Annotated in this window: 20 protein-coding genes; all 20 read left to right on the top strand. The window is 63.8% G+C overall.

Translation table 11 applies throughout. From position 1 onward, the window contains the following. The first annotated feature begins 219 nt into the window (after window positions 1–219). Window positions 220–993: a hypothetical protein gene (locus ABIC51_RS04025; RefSeq protein ID WP_301760337.1), complete on the top strand. Its 774-nt coding sequence runs from the start codon at window positions 220–222 to the stop codon at window positions 991–993. Between the two features lie 246 nt (window positions 994–1,239). Beyond that, the gene (locus ABIC51_RS04030; RefSeq protein WP_059554247.1) at window positions 1,240–1,434 is read left to right on the top strand and encodes a hypothetical protein; all 195 of its coding nucleotides are present in this window, start codon (window positions 1,240–1,242) and stop codon (window positions 1,432–1,434) included. 90 nt (window positions 1,435–1,524) lie between these two features. Then, window positions 1,525–2,055: a MarR family transcriptional regulator gene (locus ABIC51_RS04035; RefSeq protein WP_175926061.1), complete on the top strand. Its 531-nt coding sequence runs from the start codon at window positions 1,525–1,527 to the stop codon at window positions 2,053–2,055. Further along, window positions 2,000–4,042, top strand: coding sequence for a phage terminase large subunit family protein (locus ABIC51_RS04040; protein WP_354006367.1), 2,043 nt, complete (start codon window positions 2,000–2,002; stop codon window positions 4,040–4,042). The genes ABIC51_RS04035 and ABIC51_RS04040 overlap by 56 nt, the downstream gene beginning before the upstream one ends. A gap of 13 nt (window positions 4,043–4,055) precedes the next feature. Continuing rightward, a complete protein-coding gene (locus ABIC51_RS04045; protein WP_006497114.1) occupies window positions 4,056–4,262 on the top strand; it encodes a phage head-tail joining protein in 207 nt (68 codons plus the stop codon). Further along, window positions 4,259–5,752: a phage portal protein gene (locus tag ABIC51_RS04050; protein WP_301760332.1), complete on the top strand. Its 1,494-nt coding sequence runs from the start codon at window positions 4,259–4,261 to the stop codon at window positions 5,750–5,752. The genes ABIC51_RS04045 and ABIC51_RS04050 overlap by 4 nt, the downstream gene beginning before the upstream one ends. Continuing rightward, a complete protein-coding gene (locus tag ABIC51_RS04055; protein ID WP_301760330.1) occupies window positions 5,749–6,813 on the top strand; it encodes a head maturation protease, ClpP-related in 1,065 nt (354 codons plus the stop codon). Before ABIC51_RS04050 ends, ABIC51_RS04055 begins: the two co-directional genes overlap by 4 nt. Window positions 6,814–6,843: 30 nt before the next feature. Next, complete coding sequence (locus ABIC51_RS04060; RefSeq protein WP_049098395.1) at window positions 6,844–7,188, top strand: head decoration protein; 345 nt, start codon at window positions 6,844–6,846, stop codon at window positions 7,186–7,188. A 73-nt stretch (window positions 7,189–7,261) separates the two neighbouring features. Then, window positions 7,262–8,257 (top strand): major capsid protein, encoded by a 996-nt coding sequence (locus ABIC51_RS04065; RefSeq protein WP_060223079.1) that lies wholly within the window; start codon window positions 7,262–7,264, stop codon window positions 8,255–8,257. Window position 8,258: 1 nt separating this feature from the next. After that, on the top strand, window positions 8,259–8,546 hold the full coding sequence (locus ABIC51_RS04070) for a head-tail joining protein (RefSeq protein WP_034188730.1): 288 nt from the start codon (window positions 8,259–8,261) through the stop codon (window positions 8,544–8,546). Window positions 8,547–8,548: 2 nt separating this feature from the next. After that, complete coding sequence (locus ABIC51_RS04075; RefSeq protein ID WP_175855162.1) at window positions 8,549–9,079, top strand: phage tail protein; 531 nt, start codon at window positions 8,549–8,551, stop codon at window positions 9,077–9,079. Then, window positions 9,069–9,593: a hypothetical protein gene (locus ABIC51_RS04080; protein ID WP_354006368.1), complete on the top strand. Its 525-nt coding sequence runs from the start codon at window positions 9,069–9,071 to the stop codon at window positions 9,591–9,593. The genes ABIC51_RS04075 and ABIC51_RS04080 overlap by 11 nt, the downstream gene beginning before the upstream one ends. Before the next feature lie 3 nt (window positions 9,594–9,596). Continuing rightward, window positions 9,597–10,277: a phage baseplate assembly protein V gene (locus tag ABIC51_RS04085; protein ID WP_354006369.1), complete on the top strand. Its 681-nt coding sequence runs from the start codon at window positions 9,597–9,599 to the stop codon at window positions 10,275–10,277. A 29-nt stretch (window positions 10,278–10,306) separates the two neighbouring features. After that, window positions 10,307–10,537 carry a hypothetical protein gene (locus ABIC51_RS04090; protein WP_354006370.1) on the top strand — a complete coding sequence of 77 codons (231 nt, stop codon included), beginning with the start codon at window positions 10,307–10,309 and terminating at the stop codon, window positions 10,535–10,537. Beyond that, on the top strand, window positions 10,537–10,872 hold the full coding sequence (locus ABIC51_RS04095) for a GPW/gp25 family protein (protein ID WP_354006371.1): 336 nt from the start codon (window positions 10,537–10,539) through the stop codon (window positions 10,870–10,872). The genes ABIC51_RS04090 and ABIC51_RS04095 overlap by 1 nt, the downstream gene beginning before the upstream one ends. Continuing rightward, on the top strand, window positions 10,869–11,765 hold the full coding sequence (locus ABIC51_RS04100) for a baseplate assembly protein (RefSeq protein WP_354006372.1): 897 nt from the start codon (window positions 10,869–10,871) through the stop codon (window positions 11,763–11,765). The genes ABIC51_RS04095 and ABIC51_RS04100 overlap by 4 nt, the downstream gene beginning before the upstream one ends. After that, window positions 11,755–12,333, top strand: a complete 579-nt coding sequence (locus ABIC51_RS04105) for a phage tail protein I (RefSeq protein WP_034195755.1) — start codon at window positions 11,755–11,757, stop codon at window positions 12,331–12,333. The genes ABIC51_RS04100 and ABIC51_RS04105 overlap by 11 nt, the downstream gene beginning before the upstream one ends. Further along, on the top strand, window positions 12,321–14,318 hold the full coding sequence (locus tag ABIC51_RS04110) for a phage tail protein (RefSeq protein ID WP_354006373.1): 1,998 nt from the start codon (window positions 12,321–12,323) through the stop codon (window positions 14,316–14,318). The genes ABIC51_RS04105 and ABIC51_RS04110 overlap by 13 nt, the downstream gene beginning before the upstream one ends. Window positions 14,319–14,333: 15 nt before the next feature. Next, window positions 14,334–15,113 carry a tail fiber assembly protein gene (locus ABIC51_RS04115; RefSeq protein WP_354006374.1) on the top strand — a complete coding sequence of 260 codons (780 nt, stop codon included), beginning with the start codon at window positions 14,334–14,336 and terminating at the stop codon, window positions 15,111–15,113. 83 nt (window positions 15,114–15,196) lie between these two features. Continuing rightward, on the top strand, window positions 15,197–16,366 hold the full coding sequence (locus tag ABIC51_RS04120) for a phage tail sheath subtilisin-like domain-containing protein (protein WP_174414478.1): 1,170 nt from the start codon (window positions 15,197–15,199) through the stop codon (window positions 16,364–16,366).

A 16,366-nucleotide genomic window follows, 5' to 3' on the forward strand; every position in this document is an offset into this window, starting at 1 on the left:
CGCGTGGCGCGCTGTGCCTGCACGGTAAGCGCGCCACTAGCCCCGTCTTGGCGCGCTGTGGACGTCCCATGTCCCAACGTCCCAAGGCGCGGTCTCGGGCGCGGGTGCAGGGGCGCGACATGCGCGACGTGAGCGGCGCATGTCGCATGTCGCGGGCGCGCACCCCTGCAAGCCTTTTCCCTTGGGACATTGAGACATTAGGACGACTAGGAGAGAGTCATGATCGATTTGAAAGAGCGGGTGGGCGTTGCGATGAGCGTTCGTGGTCAGTTCACCGATCCGATTGCCGATCCTAAAGTTACTTTGGGCGCACTCGCCTTTGCGAACGATCTCGGGAGCTTGCTGGCCCGAATCAAAGCCGGGCCGATGCCGACGCAGACAATGGTTCGACGTGCAACGTTGCTGTTGGCGCAGATGATCCGGACGTCGGGCCGATTCAAGCGTACGCGGTTCACGGGCCTGTCGCGCGACGAGCGTCGCGATCAACGTGCGGGGCACGCTGTCGAGCGTTCGAAGGTCGACATCGTCGAGCGCTTCGCGCTGCGGTTGCTGGACGAGTGGGTGAACGATCAGTGTGTCGAGTGCGAAGGGCGTGGCGTCGTGCGTCGCGCGCGGGCCGTCACGACATCAACGCACGCGTGTGATGTGTGTGGAGGCAGCGGGAAGCTGTGTGTATCAGAGGAGCGTATCCCGTTCTTCGAGGGACGTAACGGGCCGCTGGTCTTTCGGGAATACGAACCTTGCGACGACTGCGGCGGGATGGGGCGGATCGCTGCGTCGCCGGCTTCGGATTCGAAGGGCCGGCATATTTGCCCCTGCTGTTCCGGTTCCGGAAAGCGGCAGGTCGACGACGCTGGCCGGGCGCACGCGCTCGGCGTATCGCTCGACGAGTATCGGAAGAACTGGTCGTGGCGCTTCCACGACATGCTCGCGCTGCTGGATGCGGTCGATGGATCGGTGTACGACACATTGCGTCGGCAATTGCGAGGATGAAACGTATTCCATTTCAAGAGAGGATCGCTTAAACTCTGCACATCCTTTACCGCGTCACTGGATAAATGAGCGACCGCATACTCGTGTCGCACCTTCGCCCGACAGGCGTACTGAATCGCGGGAGCGCCGCGACCAACAACGATAACTGTCTGTCGGGATCTGTTGGGAGGGCGTTCGCCCTTACGAATTGAATATCGAAGCCCTGAGTGCGAAAGCCCTCGGGGCTTTTTGCATTGGGGCGCTGAAATGCGAATCGAGTCGACGAGCGCCGGGCCGAGCGAGGTCTGGTCGACGTGGGATGAAGATCGAAGCATGGGGCGCGTTACCGCGCGGTGCTTCGTGTTTGACGATGCGATGGACCGCGTCGTCTGGGCGATGGACCGAGCAGGCGACGGCGTGACCGCCGATGTCGCGATCGGTGCGGGTCTGCCTATTTTTTGAGCAGGCGGGGACCCTCTGGGCATCGCCACACGCGGGGGCTCGCACCCGCGTTTTTTCTCTACTGGCGAGTCTCCATAGGGGGTCATATTCATGCCGACTCAGCAGCAGATTGCTGACCATCTCGACCTTGACCAGTCGGCCGTTTCTCGGTTCGTCGACAAGGTCCAGCTCGATTATCGCGTGGCATCGATCGACGAGATCCGCGTCGCGTATATCAGGCACCTGCGCGAGATTGCTGCGGGCCGCGCAAGCGGGACCGGCATCGATCTTGTCGCCGAACGCGCGAAGACCGAGATCGTCGATCGCGAGATCAAGCTACTGACGCTGGCCGAGAAGAAGGGGCAGCTCGTCAACGCGGCGCAGCTCGAACAGGCGTACGGCCTGATGGTCGGCGCATTTCAAACGGAGCTGCTGTCGCTGTCTGACAAGCTGGTGCAGGAGCTGCACACGCTCTACGGCGTCGGGGTAGACGTCGAATGGTTGAACGAGCATATATATGGATGCCTTGAGCAGCTTTCTGAATACGACCCAGACAGTCAACGCAGTGATTCGCCGGATCGCGAAGATGCTGCGTCCGCCGGAGCGGATTGGGACGACGGAGTGGGCGCGCAGACATCGTAGGTTGAGCGCGAAGGGATCGGCCAGCCCCGGCCGGTACAACCCCAACATCACGCCGTGGGTGTTCGGCATGCACGAAGCGCTGGACGATCCGACCGTGCAGAAGGTCGTGTGCATGAAGTCGGCGCAGGTCGCGTGGACGGACGGCGTGCTGCTGAACTACATCGGCAAGCGGATCGACGTCGATCCGTGTCCGATGATCGTCATGTTCCCGAAAGAGAAGACGGCGAAGAAGTTCAACCTGGAGAAGTTTGAGCCGATGGTCGAGGTGACGCCTCGCCTGTCGGCGAAATTGCCGGTGCACGCTGCCCGCGACAAAAACAACTTGTGGGATCACAAGACGTTCGCGCGCGGCTTCCTGAAGTTCATCACGTCGAACGCGCCGGACGATGTGAAGTCGACGCCGGCCCCGGTCGTTGCGGTCGAGGAGCCGGACGATGCGAACACGAACGTGCGAGAGCAGGGCGACTCGATCACGCTGCTGGAGGAGCGGAACAAAAGCTATTCCGACCGGCGGCGCAAGATGATCTTGGGCGGCACGCCGACCGTCGACGGCCTGTCACGTATCCAGCAGGGCTATGCTGCGTCGGATCAGCGCGTGTATCTGGTGCCGTGCTCCGATTGCGACGAAGAGCACGAGCTGGCGTGGGAAAACGTCACCTGGAGCGAAGGCGCCGAAGTCGAGCATGAGGTCTACGGCCGCGCACAACCGGAGACAGCCCGGTACACCTGTCCGCATTGCGGCTCGCTGTGGGACGACGCGACGCGCATCCGCGCTGTTCGTCGTGGGCGATGGGTCGCGACGGCACCGTTTCACGGCGTTGCCGGCTTCCGCATCAACGAGCTGGTGTCGCCGTTCCCCGGCTCGAACATGGCAGAGCTGGTGAAGAAGTGGCTGACGGCCGACAAGGCGCTGCGCGAGGGTGACGATACGAAGATGCGGTCGTTCGTGAACAACTCGCAGGGCCGGGCGTACAAGTACAAGACCGATCTGCCCGAGCTGGACGTGCTCGCGCAACGTGCGCTGCCATACGCGGAGCTGACGGTGCCGCTCGGAGGTCTGGTGTTGACGCTTGGCGTCGACGTGCAGCACGATCGGCTCGCAATCGTCCTGCGTGCATGGGGGCGCGGCGAGGAAAGCTGGCTCGTCGCATGGGGCGAGATCTACGGCAATGTGACGGAGCAACAGCAAGACCCAATGACGGGCGGCGTATGGGGCGCGTTGACGATGCTGCTGTCGCACGCATACCGGCATGAGAACGGCTGGCTGCTGCGTGTACGTGCAACGTCGATCGACTCGTCAGACGGCGCTACGTCGGACGCGGTATACAAGTATGTGCGTGCTGCGCAGCACGCCGGTTACAACGTCATGGCCGTCAAGGGCAGCAGCAACGTCGACGCGGAGATCTTCAGCGTGCCGAAGGCGTCGATCGACTCAACGCGCAACAACAGCAAGGCAGCGAAGTACGGGCTGCGCCCGTACATGGTTGGCGTGAGCCGCGCGAAGGATCTGATCCTCGAAAACCGGCTGAAGCTCGAAGGCGACGGGCCGGGCCGCATGCACTGGTATAGCGGCGTGCGCAGCGACTACCTATCGCAGCTCACGGCAGAGGTGAAGGTGCCGGGGCCGCGCGGCGGTAAGCGCGTGTGGAAGAAGATCAGCCCGCGCAACGAGGCGCTGGACTGCGAAGGCTACGCGCTGCACGCGGCCCGCAGCGTGAAAGTGCACTTGATGACCGAGGCGCACTGGCAGGTCGAGCAGCATCGCGCATCGCAGGTCTCGCTGTTCGACGCGGTCCCGGTACTGGAGGCGTTGCCGTCGGCGCTGCCTGCCGAGGTGCTTCCCGATCCGCCGATCGAAGAGGCCGTTACAGAGACTCCGCGGCCGTCGCCGCAGGTAGCAAAACCCACCGAAACCCCGCCCCCGAGCGGGGTTTCGCGCATTCAGGGGCGTCGTGTTGGTCGCTCGACGTACCTGAAGCGGCGCTAAACGAGGGAATGGCATGGCATACACAAAACAGGATCTGCAGAACATCCAGTCTGCAATCGCGAAGGGCGAGCTGGAAGTCCAGTATGCCGACCGGCGCGTGAAATATCGCTCGATCGGCGAGCTGCGCGAGGCGCGCACCGAGATCATTCGCGATCTGAATGGCGCGGCCGGGCGTTCGTCGATTGTCCGGATTCGCCACGCCGGCAAGGGGGTGCGATGAAGGGGGGCTTTCCGTCACTCGCGCGGCGCGGATTCGTGGTGCCGACGCGGCTCAATGCGGCGGCCTACGAGTCGGCGAGCACGACGGGCGCACGGGCGAAGTCGTGGCGGACGCCGAGCGCGGGACCGAATGCGGCGGCGGTGCAAAACCTGCCGCTGTTGCGCTCGCGTGCTCGCGACGCGATCCGCAACGATCCCTGGGCAAAAACGGCGATCGCGCGACTCGTATCGAACACGATCGGGAACGGCATCCAAGCGCACCCGCAGCATCCGAACGATGCGGTGCGCAAGATGCAAAAGCAACTTTGGGAGGATAGCTGCGAGGAGATCGACGCGGACGATCTGTTCGATATGGCAGGTGTACAGACGCTCGCAGCGCGTGCGTTCTTCGGCGACGGCGAGGTGCTGGTGCGTCGTCAATTGCGCAGTCCTCGCGAAGGCTTGGCGGTCCCGATGCAGATCCGGCTTCTCGAAGGCGATCTGCTTCCGATGGAGAAGAACGAGATTGTGCCGGGCGGGGGCGAGATCGTGAACGGCGTCGAGTTCAACACGGACGGTCGACGCGTTGCGTATCACCTGCTGCAGCGTCATCCCGGCGAGTACGGGCGTGCATCGACTGCCAACATGCAGACCGTACGTGTGCCGGCCGACGAGATCGCGCACGTTTTTCTCGCGCTGCGGCCCGGCCAGGTGCGCGGGGTTCCGGAGCTGTCGACGGTGCTGCTGCGGCTCAAGTCGCTGGACAACTTCGACGATGCGGTGCTGTTCCGGCAGGAGGTCAGCAACCTCTTCGCCGGGTTCATCACGAAGCCGCCGGCCGAGCCGGGTTTTCCGGGAGATCCGGTGACGGGCGGTGAAATGCAATACGACGTCGACGGCTTCTCGCCGGTCGTGTCGCTCGAACCGGGGAGCATGCAGGAGCTGGCTCCGGGTGAAAGCGTCACGTTTGCAGAGCCGCCGGGCGCAGGGACCGACTACGGGCCGTTCATGCGTCAGCAACTGATGGCGGCTGCGGCTTCGGTCGGCATGCCGTACGAAGTCATGACGGGCGATCTGCGCGACGTGAGCGATCGCGTACTGCGGGTGATCTTGAACGAGTTCCGTCGTTCGATCGAGCAGATCCAGTGGAACGTGTTCATCCACCAGTTTTGCCGGAAGGTCTGGCGTTGGTGGGTCGACGCTTGCGCGCTGTCGGGCGCGATGACGATGCCGGACTACTACCGACGCCGTCGCGACTATCTGCGGGTGCGGTGGGTGCCACAGGGCTGGCCGTATATCCATCCGGTGCAGGACGTCACGGCGAAGCGAATGGAGATCCGCTCCGGTCTGGCGAGTCGGACGGGGGCGGTGTTGTCGCGTGGTGATGATCCGGAGCAGGTCGACCGGGAGAACGCGGACGATCTCGCACGCGAGCGTCGGCTCGGGATTCGATATGACACGCTCGATCCGGTTGACGGAGCGGGCGATCTTTCTAATGGGGATGGCGAATGAAAGGGAAGAAGCGGTGGTGGGACATCCGCGCGCAAGCGAACGCGGCGGGCGGGAGCGAGGTCGAGATCCGGATTTACGGCGACATCGGATTCTGGGGCACCGATGCCGATCTGTTTGCCGCGAAGCTCGACGAGGTGGCGGCAACCGCGACATCGATCGTCGTCGCGATCAACTCGATGGGTGGCGACGTGTTCGACGCGTTCGCTATCTATAACGCGGTGCGTCGGTATGCCGGCAAGGTGAAGGGGCGCGTCGACGGCGTCGCCGCGTCGGCAGCGTCGTTGATCCTGATGGCTTGCGACACGATCGAGATGCCGTCGAACGCGCGGCTGATGATTCACAACCCGCACACGGTCGCGGCCGGCGAGGCGGGCGATCTGCGCAAGCTCGCTGATCTGCTGGAAAGCATGTCGGACAGCATGTTGGCGGCCTACGTCGAGCGCAGCGGCCGGACCGAAGAGGAGGTCCGCGCGATCATGGACGCCGAGACTTGGCTCACGGCCGCGCAAGCGAAGGAGCAAGGCTTCTGCGATGCGATCGTAGACCCGATCCGCATCGCCGCGTACGCGGGCGCTGCGCGGCTCGCTGCGCGCTACGCGGCGGTGCCGGCCGAAATCGTGGCGGTGCTGGAGGGCGACGGCGAGGTGCCGCCGGTCAATCCGCCGGCCGATCCTTCGTCGCAGCCGCCGGCAGCACCGGACGTCACGGCGCTGGCGGCGCATGTGTACGCGACGTGTCGCGACGCTCGCATCGAGCACTGCGCCGAGGGCATCGTGCTGGCGACCGGCCTGCGCGATCGGGCGACCGTCGACGCGGCGATCCGCAGTGCGCAGGACATCGCCGGTATCTGTCTGGCCGCGAGCCTGACCGAGCTGACGGCCGGCTTCGTTACGGACGGGCTGACGGCTGATCAGGTGCGTGCGCGGCTGTTCGAGCGTGTCACGGCTTCGCAGAAGCCGATCAACCATCGTGCTGCCCCGGTTGCGTCGCAAGACGCGCCCGTGGTCGCGAATGCGCCGCGTGCGGCGTCCATCTACGCGGCTCGCAAGAGCGGCAAGTAACTTTGACGTAACCCGAGGAGGGGAAAACTCATGTCGAACTGGAAAGTACAGGCCGCTCTGACGGCGGAATTTCTCGTGTCGGAGGGCAACGGCCAGATCTCGCGCGAGCGGATCGTCGTGAAGGCAGGCGCTGCACTGCCGGCCGGGCAGGTGCTCGGCGTAACCAGTACCGGCGAATACGCGCCGTACGACAACGCCGCGAACGACGGTTCCGAAGTCGCAGCAGCCGTGCTCTATGCGCCGCTGGCGGCGTCCGACGCGTCGCGTCGGGCGACGGGGATCGTCCGGCTCGCCGAAGTCGCGGGCGGGCTGCTCACGGGTCTCGATGCCGCCGGTCGTGGCGATCTCGCCGAGCGACACGTGATCGTCCGCTGATTGCGACATACCCCATTCAAGGCCACGCCGACCGCGTGGCCTTTTTTGTATCCATTTTCATGTCGGAGGTTGTATGGCGGATATCGCCCTGTTTCAAGACGATGCGTTCTCGCTGTCGTCCCTGAGTGCTGCGATTAACGATCAGCCGTATGTTCCTGGCCGGATCGGCACACTCGGCCTGTTCGAAGAGGACGGCATCACGACGACGACGATCCAAATCGAGCGCGACGGCGACACGCTCGCACTCGTCGCGGCTGGCGAGCGCGGTTCGCCGGCAGGCGTTGTCGTTGGCAGCAAGCGCAAGATGATCCCGTTCAATACGGTGCATCTGCCGCAGCGCGCAGTGATCAAGGCGGACGAGATCCAGAATTTGCGCGCATTCGGTTCCGAGACCGAGCTGGAGGCGCTGCAGACCGTCGTGAATCGCCGGCTCGCGAAGATGCGCCGCCAGCTCGACGCGACGCACGAATTCCATCGTATCGGCGCGATCAAGGGCGCTGTTCTGGATGCGGACGGCAAGACGGTGCTGATCGACCTGCTCCAGTATTTCGGCATCGAGCAGACGGTGATCCCGTTCGAGCTGGGCAAGGCCGACACCGAGATCCGCGTGAAGTGCGTCGAGGTGCAGGACGCGATCGAAGATGCGCTCGGCGCGACGACGTACACGGGCGTGCGCGTACTCTGCGGCCGTTCGTTCTGGAACAAACTGATCGTCGCGAAGACCGTGAAGGAGACGTACCTTGCGACCGCGATGGCGGCGTCGCTGCGTGGCGACGCGCGCGATGCGTTCGACTTCGGCGGTTGCACGTTCGAGCGCTATCGGGGCCGCGTCGGCGATGTTGGCTACGTCGCGGACGACGAAGCGCACGCGATTCCCGAAGGTGTGCCGGACCTGTTCATCACGCGCTTCGCGCCGGCCGACTACGTCGAGGCAGTCAACACGACGGGCATTCCGTACTACGCGAAGCAAGAGCTGATGGACTTCGGCAAGGGCGTCGAGATCGAGGCGCAGTCGAACCCGATCCACCTGTGCACGCGCCCGAAGGCGCTGGTCAAGCTCAAGGCGTGACATGGCGTTCCGGGATCTGATGGTCGATGTCGATACGGCCGTGAAGCGAGACCTGTCGGACGAGGTCAAGATCGATGGCAAGCCGCTGCAAGGCATGTTCAAGGCGCCGTGGCTCGGCCCTGATCTCGGAACGCAACGCACGCAGCTCGTTGCGCCGATCCTCGACATCACGGACGACGACGCGGCACGCGTGCGTGAGGGCAGCATCGTCGAAGCGGGTGGCGAGCGGTTCCGTGTCTTCGAGATTCACCCGACCGGCACGGGCTGGACAATCCTGATTCTGAGGTGATGATGGATCTGCTGAAGATCGAGATCGACGTACGGGGGGCGCTCGAAGCGCTCGCGGGCCTGCCGCCTGCAGCAATGCAGGCGGCATGGCGTCGGACGCTGCGCAAGACAGGCGCGTGGATTCGGAGTCAGACGGCGAAAGAGGTCAGCGGCGCGACGGGCATTCAGCAGAAGCTGCTGCGGCAGCGGATGTACTTCTTCATGCGCTCGCTCGACACGGGCAAGGTGTGGCTCGGGTTGAACCCGCTCGAGGCGCATCGGCTTGGTGCGGTTCGGCGCACGAAGAAGGGGATGCGCGCCGGCAAATCGCTGTTCGAGGGCGCGTGGCGCAAGACCAAGGCGCAGCCGGACGGCGCGATCTACCGTCGCACCGGAAAGGCGCGAACGCCGTTCGAAGTGGTGACGGTCGAATGGTCGCAGACGGGCGATCCGGCATTTCGACGCGCTGCGCGTGTGTGCGAGGCGCGGCTGATGACGGTGCTGCGGCAAGAGGTCAACTACGAAATCCAGAAGGCGGCGAATCGTGCTCGATAACCTGAAACAACTTCACGACGGCATCGAGGCCGGCCTTCGTGCGCGCTTGCCCGATCTCGAACGTATCCACGCGTACCCGAAGATCGGCAAGTCAATCGAAACGCCGTTCGTCGCGGTCGAGCTGGCGGAGCTGGAGCCGGGGCACGACGACGGAACGGGCCGGGTGCCGCTGATCGCGCGCATGCAGGCCCGCGTGATCGTCGACCCGCTGGTGGAGGATGCCGAGGTCCAGGTGCGCGAGTTGTCCGCGCGCGTGCTGCAAACGGTGCACGGGGCGACGTGGGGGCTGCCGATGACGCCCGGCAAACAGGTCGGGTCGGCGGGCGAAGATCCGTTCCGGCCCGAGCTGGATACGTATCTCGTTTGGCTCGTCGAGTGGGTGCACGAATTCGACCTGGGCGATGCATACGAGCCGCCGACGAAGGGGCGTGCGGTGTTGTGGGGCGTCGATCCGGAGACGGGGCCGGGGCACGAAGACCGTTACTGGAATCCGGCGGAACAGGGAGCGGGGTGACGTGTGAGCGACTTCGAGCTTGGCGAGATGGATCGCCGCATGGCATGTCTGACGCAGTCGGCCATTGTCGAGGCGATCACGTACGACCCGCCGCGTGTGAAGGTGCGGGTCGGTGATTGGGTGAGCGACTGGCTCAAATGGCAGGCCGGTGCCGCCGGCAAGGTTCGGCATTGGCGTCCGCCGTCCGTTGACGAGGAGGTTGCCCTGTGGGCACCGTCCGGCGATCTCGCGGGTGCGTTCGTCGCGCCCGGCTACTACACAGAGCAGCACGGCGGGTCTGGACGATCGAGTCCCGACGAGACCGCCACCGACTTCCCGGACGGTGCGTACGAGCAGTACAACCATGCGAGCCATGAATACGTGCTGTCAGTGCCTGCCGGTGGTCGGATCGTGTTCCGCATTGGCGGGACTGAGTTCGAGCTGAAGGCGGACGGCGCGAGGCTGCGCAGTGCGAAGCTGCTGGCGGACGTTCCGGATTCGAGGTTCACGGGTAACACGACGACCGAGAAAATGCTCACGTTCAACGGTGGCATGCAGGGCAAGCCGGGCGAGGGCGGGGGTGTCGCGATGAAGATCGCGGGCAGTGCGGACTATACAGGTGACGTTACGGCGGGCGGTAAGTCGCTCGCGAAGCACAGGCACCGTGAGCAGGGCGACGGCGAGCTGGTCGGTCCGCCAGTGTGAGCACAGCAAAGTAACTTTTGACCCCGCCCATGCGGGGTTTTTCGTTTGTGGGGGTGGTGATGGCGAAAGACGCACAGCAAGGCGGGGCGGTGGCACCCGTGACATTCATCGATACCGAGTTCCGCAGCCGCGTGATCGTGTTTCCGGATGGCTCGCACGTTGCCGTGCTGGCGGGCAAAACGACTGTAACGGAGCCTGACCACATCGCCTATCTCGAATCGCGCGAGTGCTTCAAGCGCATCCCGACGAAGGCGCAGTGATGGTCGCGCTGGTCGGTATGTGTCGCCGTACGGGCCGACTGATCGGCAGTCTGGATCATCTTGTGCAGAGCATCGCGGACATTCTGAGCACGCGCAAGGGAACCCGCCGCGAGCGGCCCGATTACGGCTCGGATCTCCCTGCGATGGTTGACCTGCCCGTCACGCGCGGATGGATCTCGGCCGCGCAGGCGGAAGCCGCGCGCGCGATCGGTCGATGGGAGCCGCGCATTGCGCTGGATAGCGTGAAGGCGCTCTCTGTCGTGGACGGCAAAGTAACTTTTAGGATCGCCGGCCAATACAACGGCGACGATGTTGTATTCGAGGTGACGATATGACAGTGATCGATCTGTCGGCGCTTGATCCACCGGATCTCGTCGAAACGCTCGACTTCGAGGAGGTGTACCAGCGCAAGCTCGAACACTTCAAGAGCATCTATCCGGATTGGACGGCTGCGCTCGAATCCGATCCGGTCGTCAAGTTGATCGAGCTGGCAGCGTACGACGACATACGGTTTCGGGCGCGTGTCAACGATGCAGCCCGAGCCGTGTTGCTGGCGTACTCGACGGGCGCGGATCTTGAACACCTCGCGGTGCTCTGGAATTTGCAGCGGGAGACAGTCGATCCCGGTGATCCGGAAGCGCATCCGCCTGTCCCCGCGACAGTCGAGCGCGACGAGCGGCTGCGGTTGCGTACGCAGATGGGTATCGAGCGTTCGTCAACGGCGGGGCCATTCGGTGCATATCGGTCGATGGCGATGGATGCATCGCCGGATGTCGCCGATGTGCGCGTCGATCGACCGGAGGGCGGTGTCGTTCGCGTCGTGGTGAAGTCGTACTCGAACGGTGGCGTTGCCGGTGCTGCGCTGCTCGACACGGTCCGCCGAGCGCTCTCTCCCGAAGATCGTCGGCCGCTCAATGACACGCTGCTCGTTGTGCCGGCCCGGCCGGTCGAATACTTGATCGTCGCCGACGTGTACATCGGGCGCGGGCCAGATCCGGGCGTCGTGCTTGCTGCGCGACGGCAGGATCTCGATATCGCAGTCGCTGCGGGCGAAGCGCTACGGGTTGGCATGCCTCGCTCGGCCGTAACCGGGGCGCTGCATCCCAAAGCGTCGGGTGTCGTGCGTGTCGATCTGAAGGCCCCTATGGCTGACGTGGTGTGTGCGATCGATCAGTTCGCCCGGTGTACATCGATCGTGCTGAATCCGAAGGTGAACGATGACGACTGAAGCACTACTGCCGACGAACCAGACGAGTCTAGAGGCCGCGCTCGCGCAGGTGATGCGGCCGTCTGTCGATCCGAACGTGATCCGCACGCTCTGGGATGCGGATCGCTGCCCGGCCGCTTTCCTGCCGTGGCTCGCGTGGTCGCTCGCAGTCGACGGATGGGAGCTGGCGGAGTCCGAAGAGGCGCGACGCGCGCTGATCAAGTCGTCTCTGGCGATCTATCAAAAGAAGGGCACGCCGTGGGCGATCCGCGAGATCGTTCGTCGTCTCGGGTTCGGCGAGATCGACATTCAGGAGGGGCGGCAGATCAAGCGGCGAGACGGTTCGGCGAAGCGCGACGGTCGATATCTGCACGGCGGGTCGACTGCATGGGCCGAGTACATCGTGAAGCTGCGGCGGCCGGTGACGCGAGATCAGGGCGAGAACCTGAAGCGGGCGATCGAGCGTTATGCGCCGGCTCGTAGCCGGCTTGCGTGGCTCGATTTTTCTGAGGTTGCAATCCGACACAACGGTGTCGCGACGCGCAATGGTCAATTTACGCGAGGGGTGATCGGTACATGGCCAATCTGAAAGAAGAAAGTAAGTGGGAGGAAGGGGTCTACCAGTTCGAAACGTCGGACCCCGTACAAGGTGGTCCTGATGGGATCGACAACGTGCCGACAAAGCAACTTGCGAATCGGACGCGGCACCTCAAAGACCGGGCGGACGGCAACGACAAGCGTGTCGGCGAAGTCAGTGCGCAGGTCGAAGCGCTCGGCAAGCGAACCGACGCACTCGGTAACGACAAGCTGCCGTACACGGGCGGCACGTTGAAGGGTGTGCTTCGGGGGAAGGTCGGCGCAATCACGCCGAACAACGCAAACAACGCTGGTTTCGGGTTTGAGAACGATCCTGACACGGGCATGTTTTCGCCGAGCGACGGATACCTGCAGATCGGCGCACAAGGTGTTTCGCACCTGGAGATTCAGGGCAATAACTGCTTTGTTGGGCCGGCCGCTGCGAATGGTTGGCTTGCGCTGATCGCGGGCGGTGCCGAGCGGATGCGTATCACTCGCGAGGGGCGCGTGCTTTTGGGGACGACGGCTGACAACGGGCGTGAAGGCTTTCAAGTCGCGTATCGGACGTCGTTTGCGAATGGCGTCCGTTCTAGCGGGATGGACCTTGACGACACACTCGGGGGGCAGTACCGAGCGACGTCGGCGAACTACGGTGTCATGCTGCGCAACGACGACCGAGACTGCTACTTGCTTCAGACCAAGAAAGGCGATCCGCTCGGACCGTGGAACGATTACCGGCCGATCTTGTGGAATCTCGAAAGCGGCTTTTTGCGGCTCGACGACACGGGGCGCGGAACGTCAATCGGCGGGTCGGTCGAAATGCGTGGAGACCTTACGTTGAAGCCTTCGTGGGGCGAAGGCCGACTACGCTTCGGGGCTACTGATGGCTACTTCTACGCGAACGCAGACAATGTAGGCTGGTATTCGGCGACGAAAGGATCGTTTCAGTATTTCTATGGCAATCGAACATTTCGAATTGACGGAGCACCGGTCTTTCACACGGGCAATCTGACGCCGCTCGACCTGAACAACGGAGGGACGCTCAAAGGTGCGCTCTGGCTTGCCGCCGGCGCTCGGATTTTCCTCTCGGAAGGCACGCCGCAGAATCCGTCGTTGACTTTCGACAAGGACGGTACTCCGGATACTGGTCTGTATCACATCGGTGACGGAGCTTTCGGCGTCACGTGTAACGGGATCGTCACAGCGCGATTCACTGCCGACAAGGGCACGATCTTTGATCGACCTGTGCAGGTGCCTACGCCCGCCGCTGGAGATAAGTCGGGAAGCGTCGCGTCGACGGCGTTTGTCGTCGATGCGATCGCGTCGGCGTCGATCGGCCAGATCATTTTCGAGGTGCGAAACAGTGTGCGGGCAGGCTGCCTGAAGCTGGACGGAGCGCTACTCAAGCGAGCCGATTATCCGCAGCTCTGGGCGTACGCTCAGTCAAGCGGTGCGCTCGCAACGGAGAAGGACTGGGCCGCTGGTTGGTGGGGGTGCTTCTCGATCGGCGACGGGGAGACGACGTTCCGCATCCCCGAGTTTCGCGGCGAAGGCGTCCGGTGTGCTGATGGCGGACGTGGCGTGGATTCTGGTCGCGGTGTCGGCTCGTGGCAGGACAGCCAAAACCGTTCCCACTCGCACGGCGCCTCGTCAGGTGCCGCTGGAGATCACACACATACCGCTTGGACTGATGCGGCCGGCTGGCACGGACACAACATTACGCAGCAGCCTCACTCGCACGGGTTTGGTCTGGGGTCGAACGGTGCGTATTCGACGAGCACCGGGCGCGGGTACGGCATGGACAACGGCCGTGCGAACAACTTGGGAACGGATGGTGCAACGATCCCTATCGGCATCGACGGAAATGGACAGCATACGCACGCAGTCGGTATCGGCGGTGTTGGTGGTCACTCGCATGCAATCAGCGTTGCCGCTGACGGGGGCACCGAAGCACGCATGCGCAACATCGCAGTGCTTGCCATGATCCGCGCATATTAATTCGTGAGGTAGAACATGCTTTGCAATCAATACGACAGTTTGACCGGGCAGTACATCGTGAGCTTTCTTGCCGATGTCGATCCGATGAATTCCAGCCGCTATCTGGTTCCCGCATTCTGCACGCTCGAGCCGCTGCCCGAGCGTGGACCACGTACCTGGCCGTTCTGGCGAGCAGACAAATGGGAGATGCTGCCCGACTATCGCGGCGTGCGTCTCTATCGAACCGAGTCCGGTCTCGCGGCGGAAATTACCGTGGCAGGTGTGACGCCGGACGACGCTGGCCTGACTGAAGAGCCGCGTCCATCCGACACGCACGTGTGGCGGGACGGGGCGTGGGTTGTCGACGAGAAGATCGTCGCGGACCGGGCGCGCGAGTCAGCGATGAATGACTTCTTCTCGCGGCTGGAAAAGGCCCGTCAGCAGAATCGCGGCAAGGCGGACGCTCGGATGACGGGGCGACTGTCGGATCTCGAAGAGGCGACGTTCGATGCATGGGCCGATTATCAGGTCGCGCTGGTGAATGTTGTCGAGTCGCCGACGTTCCCGGCGCGGATTGCGTGGCCTGCCGAACCTGATCCGGCCGCGATTCTCGCGAAGGTTGAGGCCGAGCGTGCAGCGAAAGCGAAACGCGAAGCGGAGGAGGCCGCGCAGCGTGCGGCTGCGGAGAAGCAGGCCGAAGAGGATCGCGCTGCGGCCGAGGCGGAAATGCAGCGTCGAGCGGAGGAGGCGGCAACGACCGACATCGCGCCCGAGTCGGAGCAACCGAAGGCATCCGATACGTCCGTCAAAAAGTAACTTTTCCGACGCCGCATGTGTTGCCGGCGTCGTTTCGTTTCAAGCCGCTCCGATGAGCGGCTTTTTTATTTCCGGAGATCCGCATGGCAGCGACTTCCTTTTTTCACGGCATCACGACGACGATCGTCGATAGCGGTCCGCGCACGATTGCGGTGCCGTCGTCGTCGGTGGTCGGTATGACCGACACGTACACGCCCGGCCCCGATCTGGCGCAGCCGAACGTCCCGGTGCAACTGACGAGCTACGGCGAGGCGGTGCGTGCGTTCGGCGAGAACAGCGCGATCGCGCGGGCAGCTCGCGCGATCTACGCGCAGAGCAGCGCGATTGTGATCGCCGTGGGGGTGCCGGCAGCGGCCGACGCGGCGCAGCTCACATCGGCGATCATCGGTGGTGTGTCGACCGGGGGCGCACGCACGGGCATGCAGGCGCTGCTCGACGCGAAGTCGCGCTTCAACGCACAACCGCGTTTGCTGGTCGCACCTGGGCATACGTCCAAGCAGCCGGTCGCGACGGCTGCCGACTCGCTCGCCGGCAAGCTGCGCGCGATGGCCGTGATCGATGGCCCGAACGTCGACGACGAGGCAGCGATCGCGTACGCGAAGAACTTCGGCAGCAAGCGCCTGTACATGGTCGACCCCGGCGCGAAGGCATGGAACAACGCGACGAACGGCGAGATCTCGCTGCCCGCGTCGACGTACGCGGCGGGGCTGTTCTGTCAGACCGACGCGAAGATCGGTTTCTGGGCGTCGCCGTCGAACAAGGAAATCGTCGAGATCACGGGGACGGGCCGGCCGATCGAATACCTCGACGGCGACGAGACGTGCCGCGCGAACCTGCTCAACAACGCGAACATCACGACGATCATTCGCGACGGCGGGTATCGCCTCTGGGGGAACCGTACGCTGTCGGCCGACCCGAAATGGAAGTTTGTCACGCGCGTGCGCACGCTCGACATCGTCATGGATGCCGTGCAGGCCGGTCACAAGTGGGCGGTCGATCGCGGCATTACTGCGACGTACGTCAGCGACGTGACCGAAGGGCTGCATGCGTTCATGCGTGATCTGAAGCGTCAGGGCGCAGTGATCAACTTCGAGGTCTATCCGGACCCGTTGCTGAACACGGCGAGCCAGCTCGAAGACGGCAAGGTGTACTGGAACATCCGATTCACGGACGTCCCGCCGGCCGAAAACCCGATTTTCCGCTTCGAGGTCACGAACCAGTGGCTGACCGAAGTGTTGGATAACCAGATCTAA

This window comes from Burkholderia sp. 572 (assembly GCF_040545135.1).
Taxonomy (GTDB): domain Bacteria; phylum Pseudomonadota; class Gammaproteobacteria; order Burkholderiales; family Burkholderiaceae; genus Burkholderia; species Burkholderia cepacia.

What these genes read in the sequence shown, in the direction of transcription:
- ABIC51_RS04025 (WP_301760337.1), top strand. Translation starts at nt 220, where the DNA reads ATGATCGATTTGAAAGAGCGGGTGGGCGTTGCGATGAGCGTTCGTGGT.
- ABIC51_RS04030 (WP_059554247.1), top strand. Translation starts at nt 1,240, where the DNA reads ATGCGAATCGAGTCGACGAGCGCCGGGCCGAGCGAGGTCTGGTCGACG.
- ABIC51_RS04035 (WP_175926061.1), top strand. Translation starts at nt 1,525, where the DNA reads ATGCCGACTCAGCAGCAGATTGCTGACCATCTCGACCTTGACCAGTCG.
- ABIC51_RS04040 (WP_354006367.1), top strand. Translation starts at nt 2,000, where the DNA reads ATGCTGCGTCCGCCGGAGCGGATTGGGACGACGGAGTGGGCGCGCAGA.
- ABIC51_RS04045 (WP_006497114.1), top strand. Translation starts at nt 4,056, where the DNA reads ATGGCATACACAAAACAGGATCTGCAGAACATCCAGTCTGCAATCGCG.
- ABIC51_RS04050 (WP_301760332.1), top strand. Translation starts at nt 4,259, where the DNA reads ATGAAGGGGGGCTTTCCGTCACTCGCGCGGCGCGGATTCGTGGTGCCG.
- ABIC51_RS04055 (WP_301760330.1), top strand. Translation starts at nt 5,749, where the DNA reads ATGAAAGGGAAGAAGCGGTGGTGGGACATCCGCGCGCAAGCGAACGCG.
- ABIC51_RS04060 (WP_049098395.1), top strand. Translation starts at nt 6,844, where the DNA reads ATGTCGAACTGGAAAGTACAGGCCGCTCTGACGGCGGAATTTCTCGTG.
- ABIC51_RS04065 (WP_060223079.1), top strand. Translation starts at nt 7,262, where the DNA reads ATGGCGGATATCGCCCTGTTTCAAGACGATGCGTTCTCGCTGTCGTCC.
- ABIC51_RS04070 (WP_034188730.1), top strand. Translation starts at nt 8,259, where the DNA reads ATGGCGTTCCGGGATCTGATGGTCGATGTCGATACGGCCGTGAAGCGA.
- ABIC51_RS04075 (WP_175855162.1), top strand. Translation starts at nt 8,549, where the DNA reads ATGGATCTGCTGAAGATCGAGATCGACGTACGGGGGGCGCTCGAAGCG.
- ABIC51_RS04090 (WP_354006370.1), top strand. Translation starts at nt 10,307, where the DNA reads ATGCGGGGTTTTTCGTTTGTGGGGGTGGTGATGGCGAAAGACGCACAG.
- ABIC51_RS04095 (WP_354006371.1), top strand. Translation starts at nt 10,537, where the DNA reads ATGGTCGCGCTGGTCGGTATGTGTCGCCGTACGGGCCGACTGATCGGC.
- ABIC51_RS04100 (WP_354006372.1), top strand. Translation starts at nt 10,869, where the DNA reads ATGACAGTGATCGATCTGTCGGCGCTTGATCCACCGGATCTCGTCGAA.
- ABIC51_RS04105 (WP_034195755.1), top strand. Translation starts at nt 11,755, where the DNA reads ATGACGACTGAAGCACTACTGCCGACGAACCAGACGAGTCTAGAGGCC.
- ABIC51_RS04110 (WP_354006373.1), top strand. Translation starts at nt 12,321, where the DNA reads ATGGCCAATCTGAAAGAAGAAAGTAAGTGGGAGGAAGGGGTCTACCAG.
- ABIC51_RS04115 (WP_354006374.1), top strand. Translation starts at nt 14,334, where the DNA reads ATGCTTTGCAATCAATACGACAGTTTGACCGGGCAGTACATCGTGAGC.
- ABIC51_RS04120 (WP_174414478.1), top strand. Translation starts at nt 15,197, where the DNA reads ATGGCAGCGACTTCCTTTTTTCACGGCATCACGACGACGATCGTCGAT.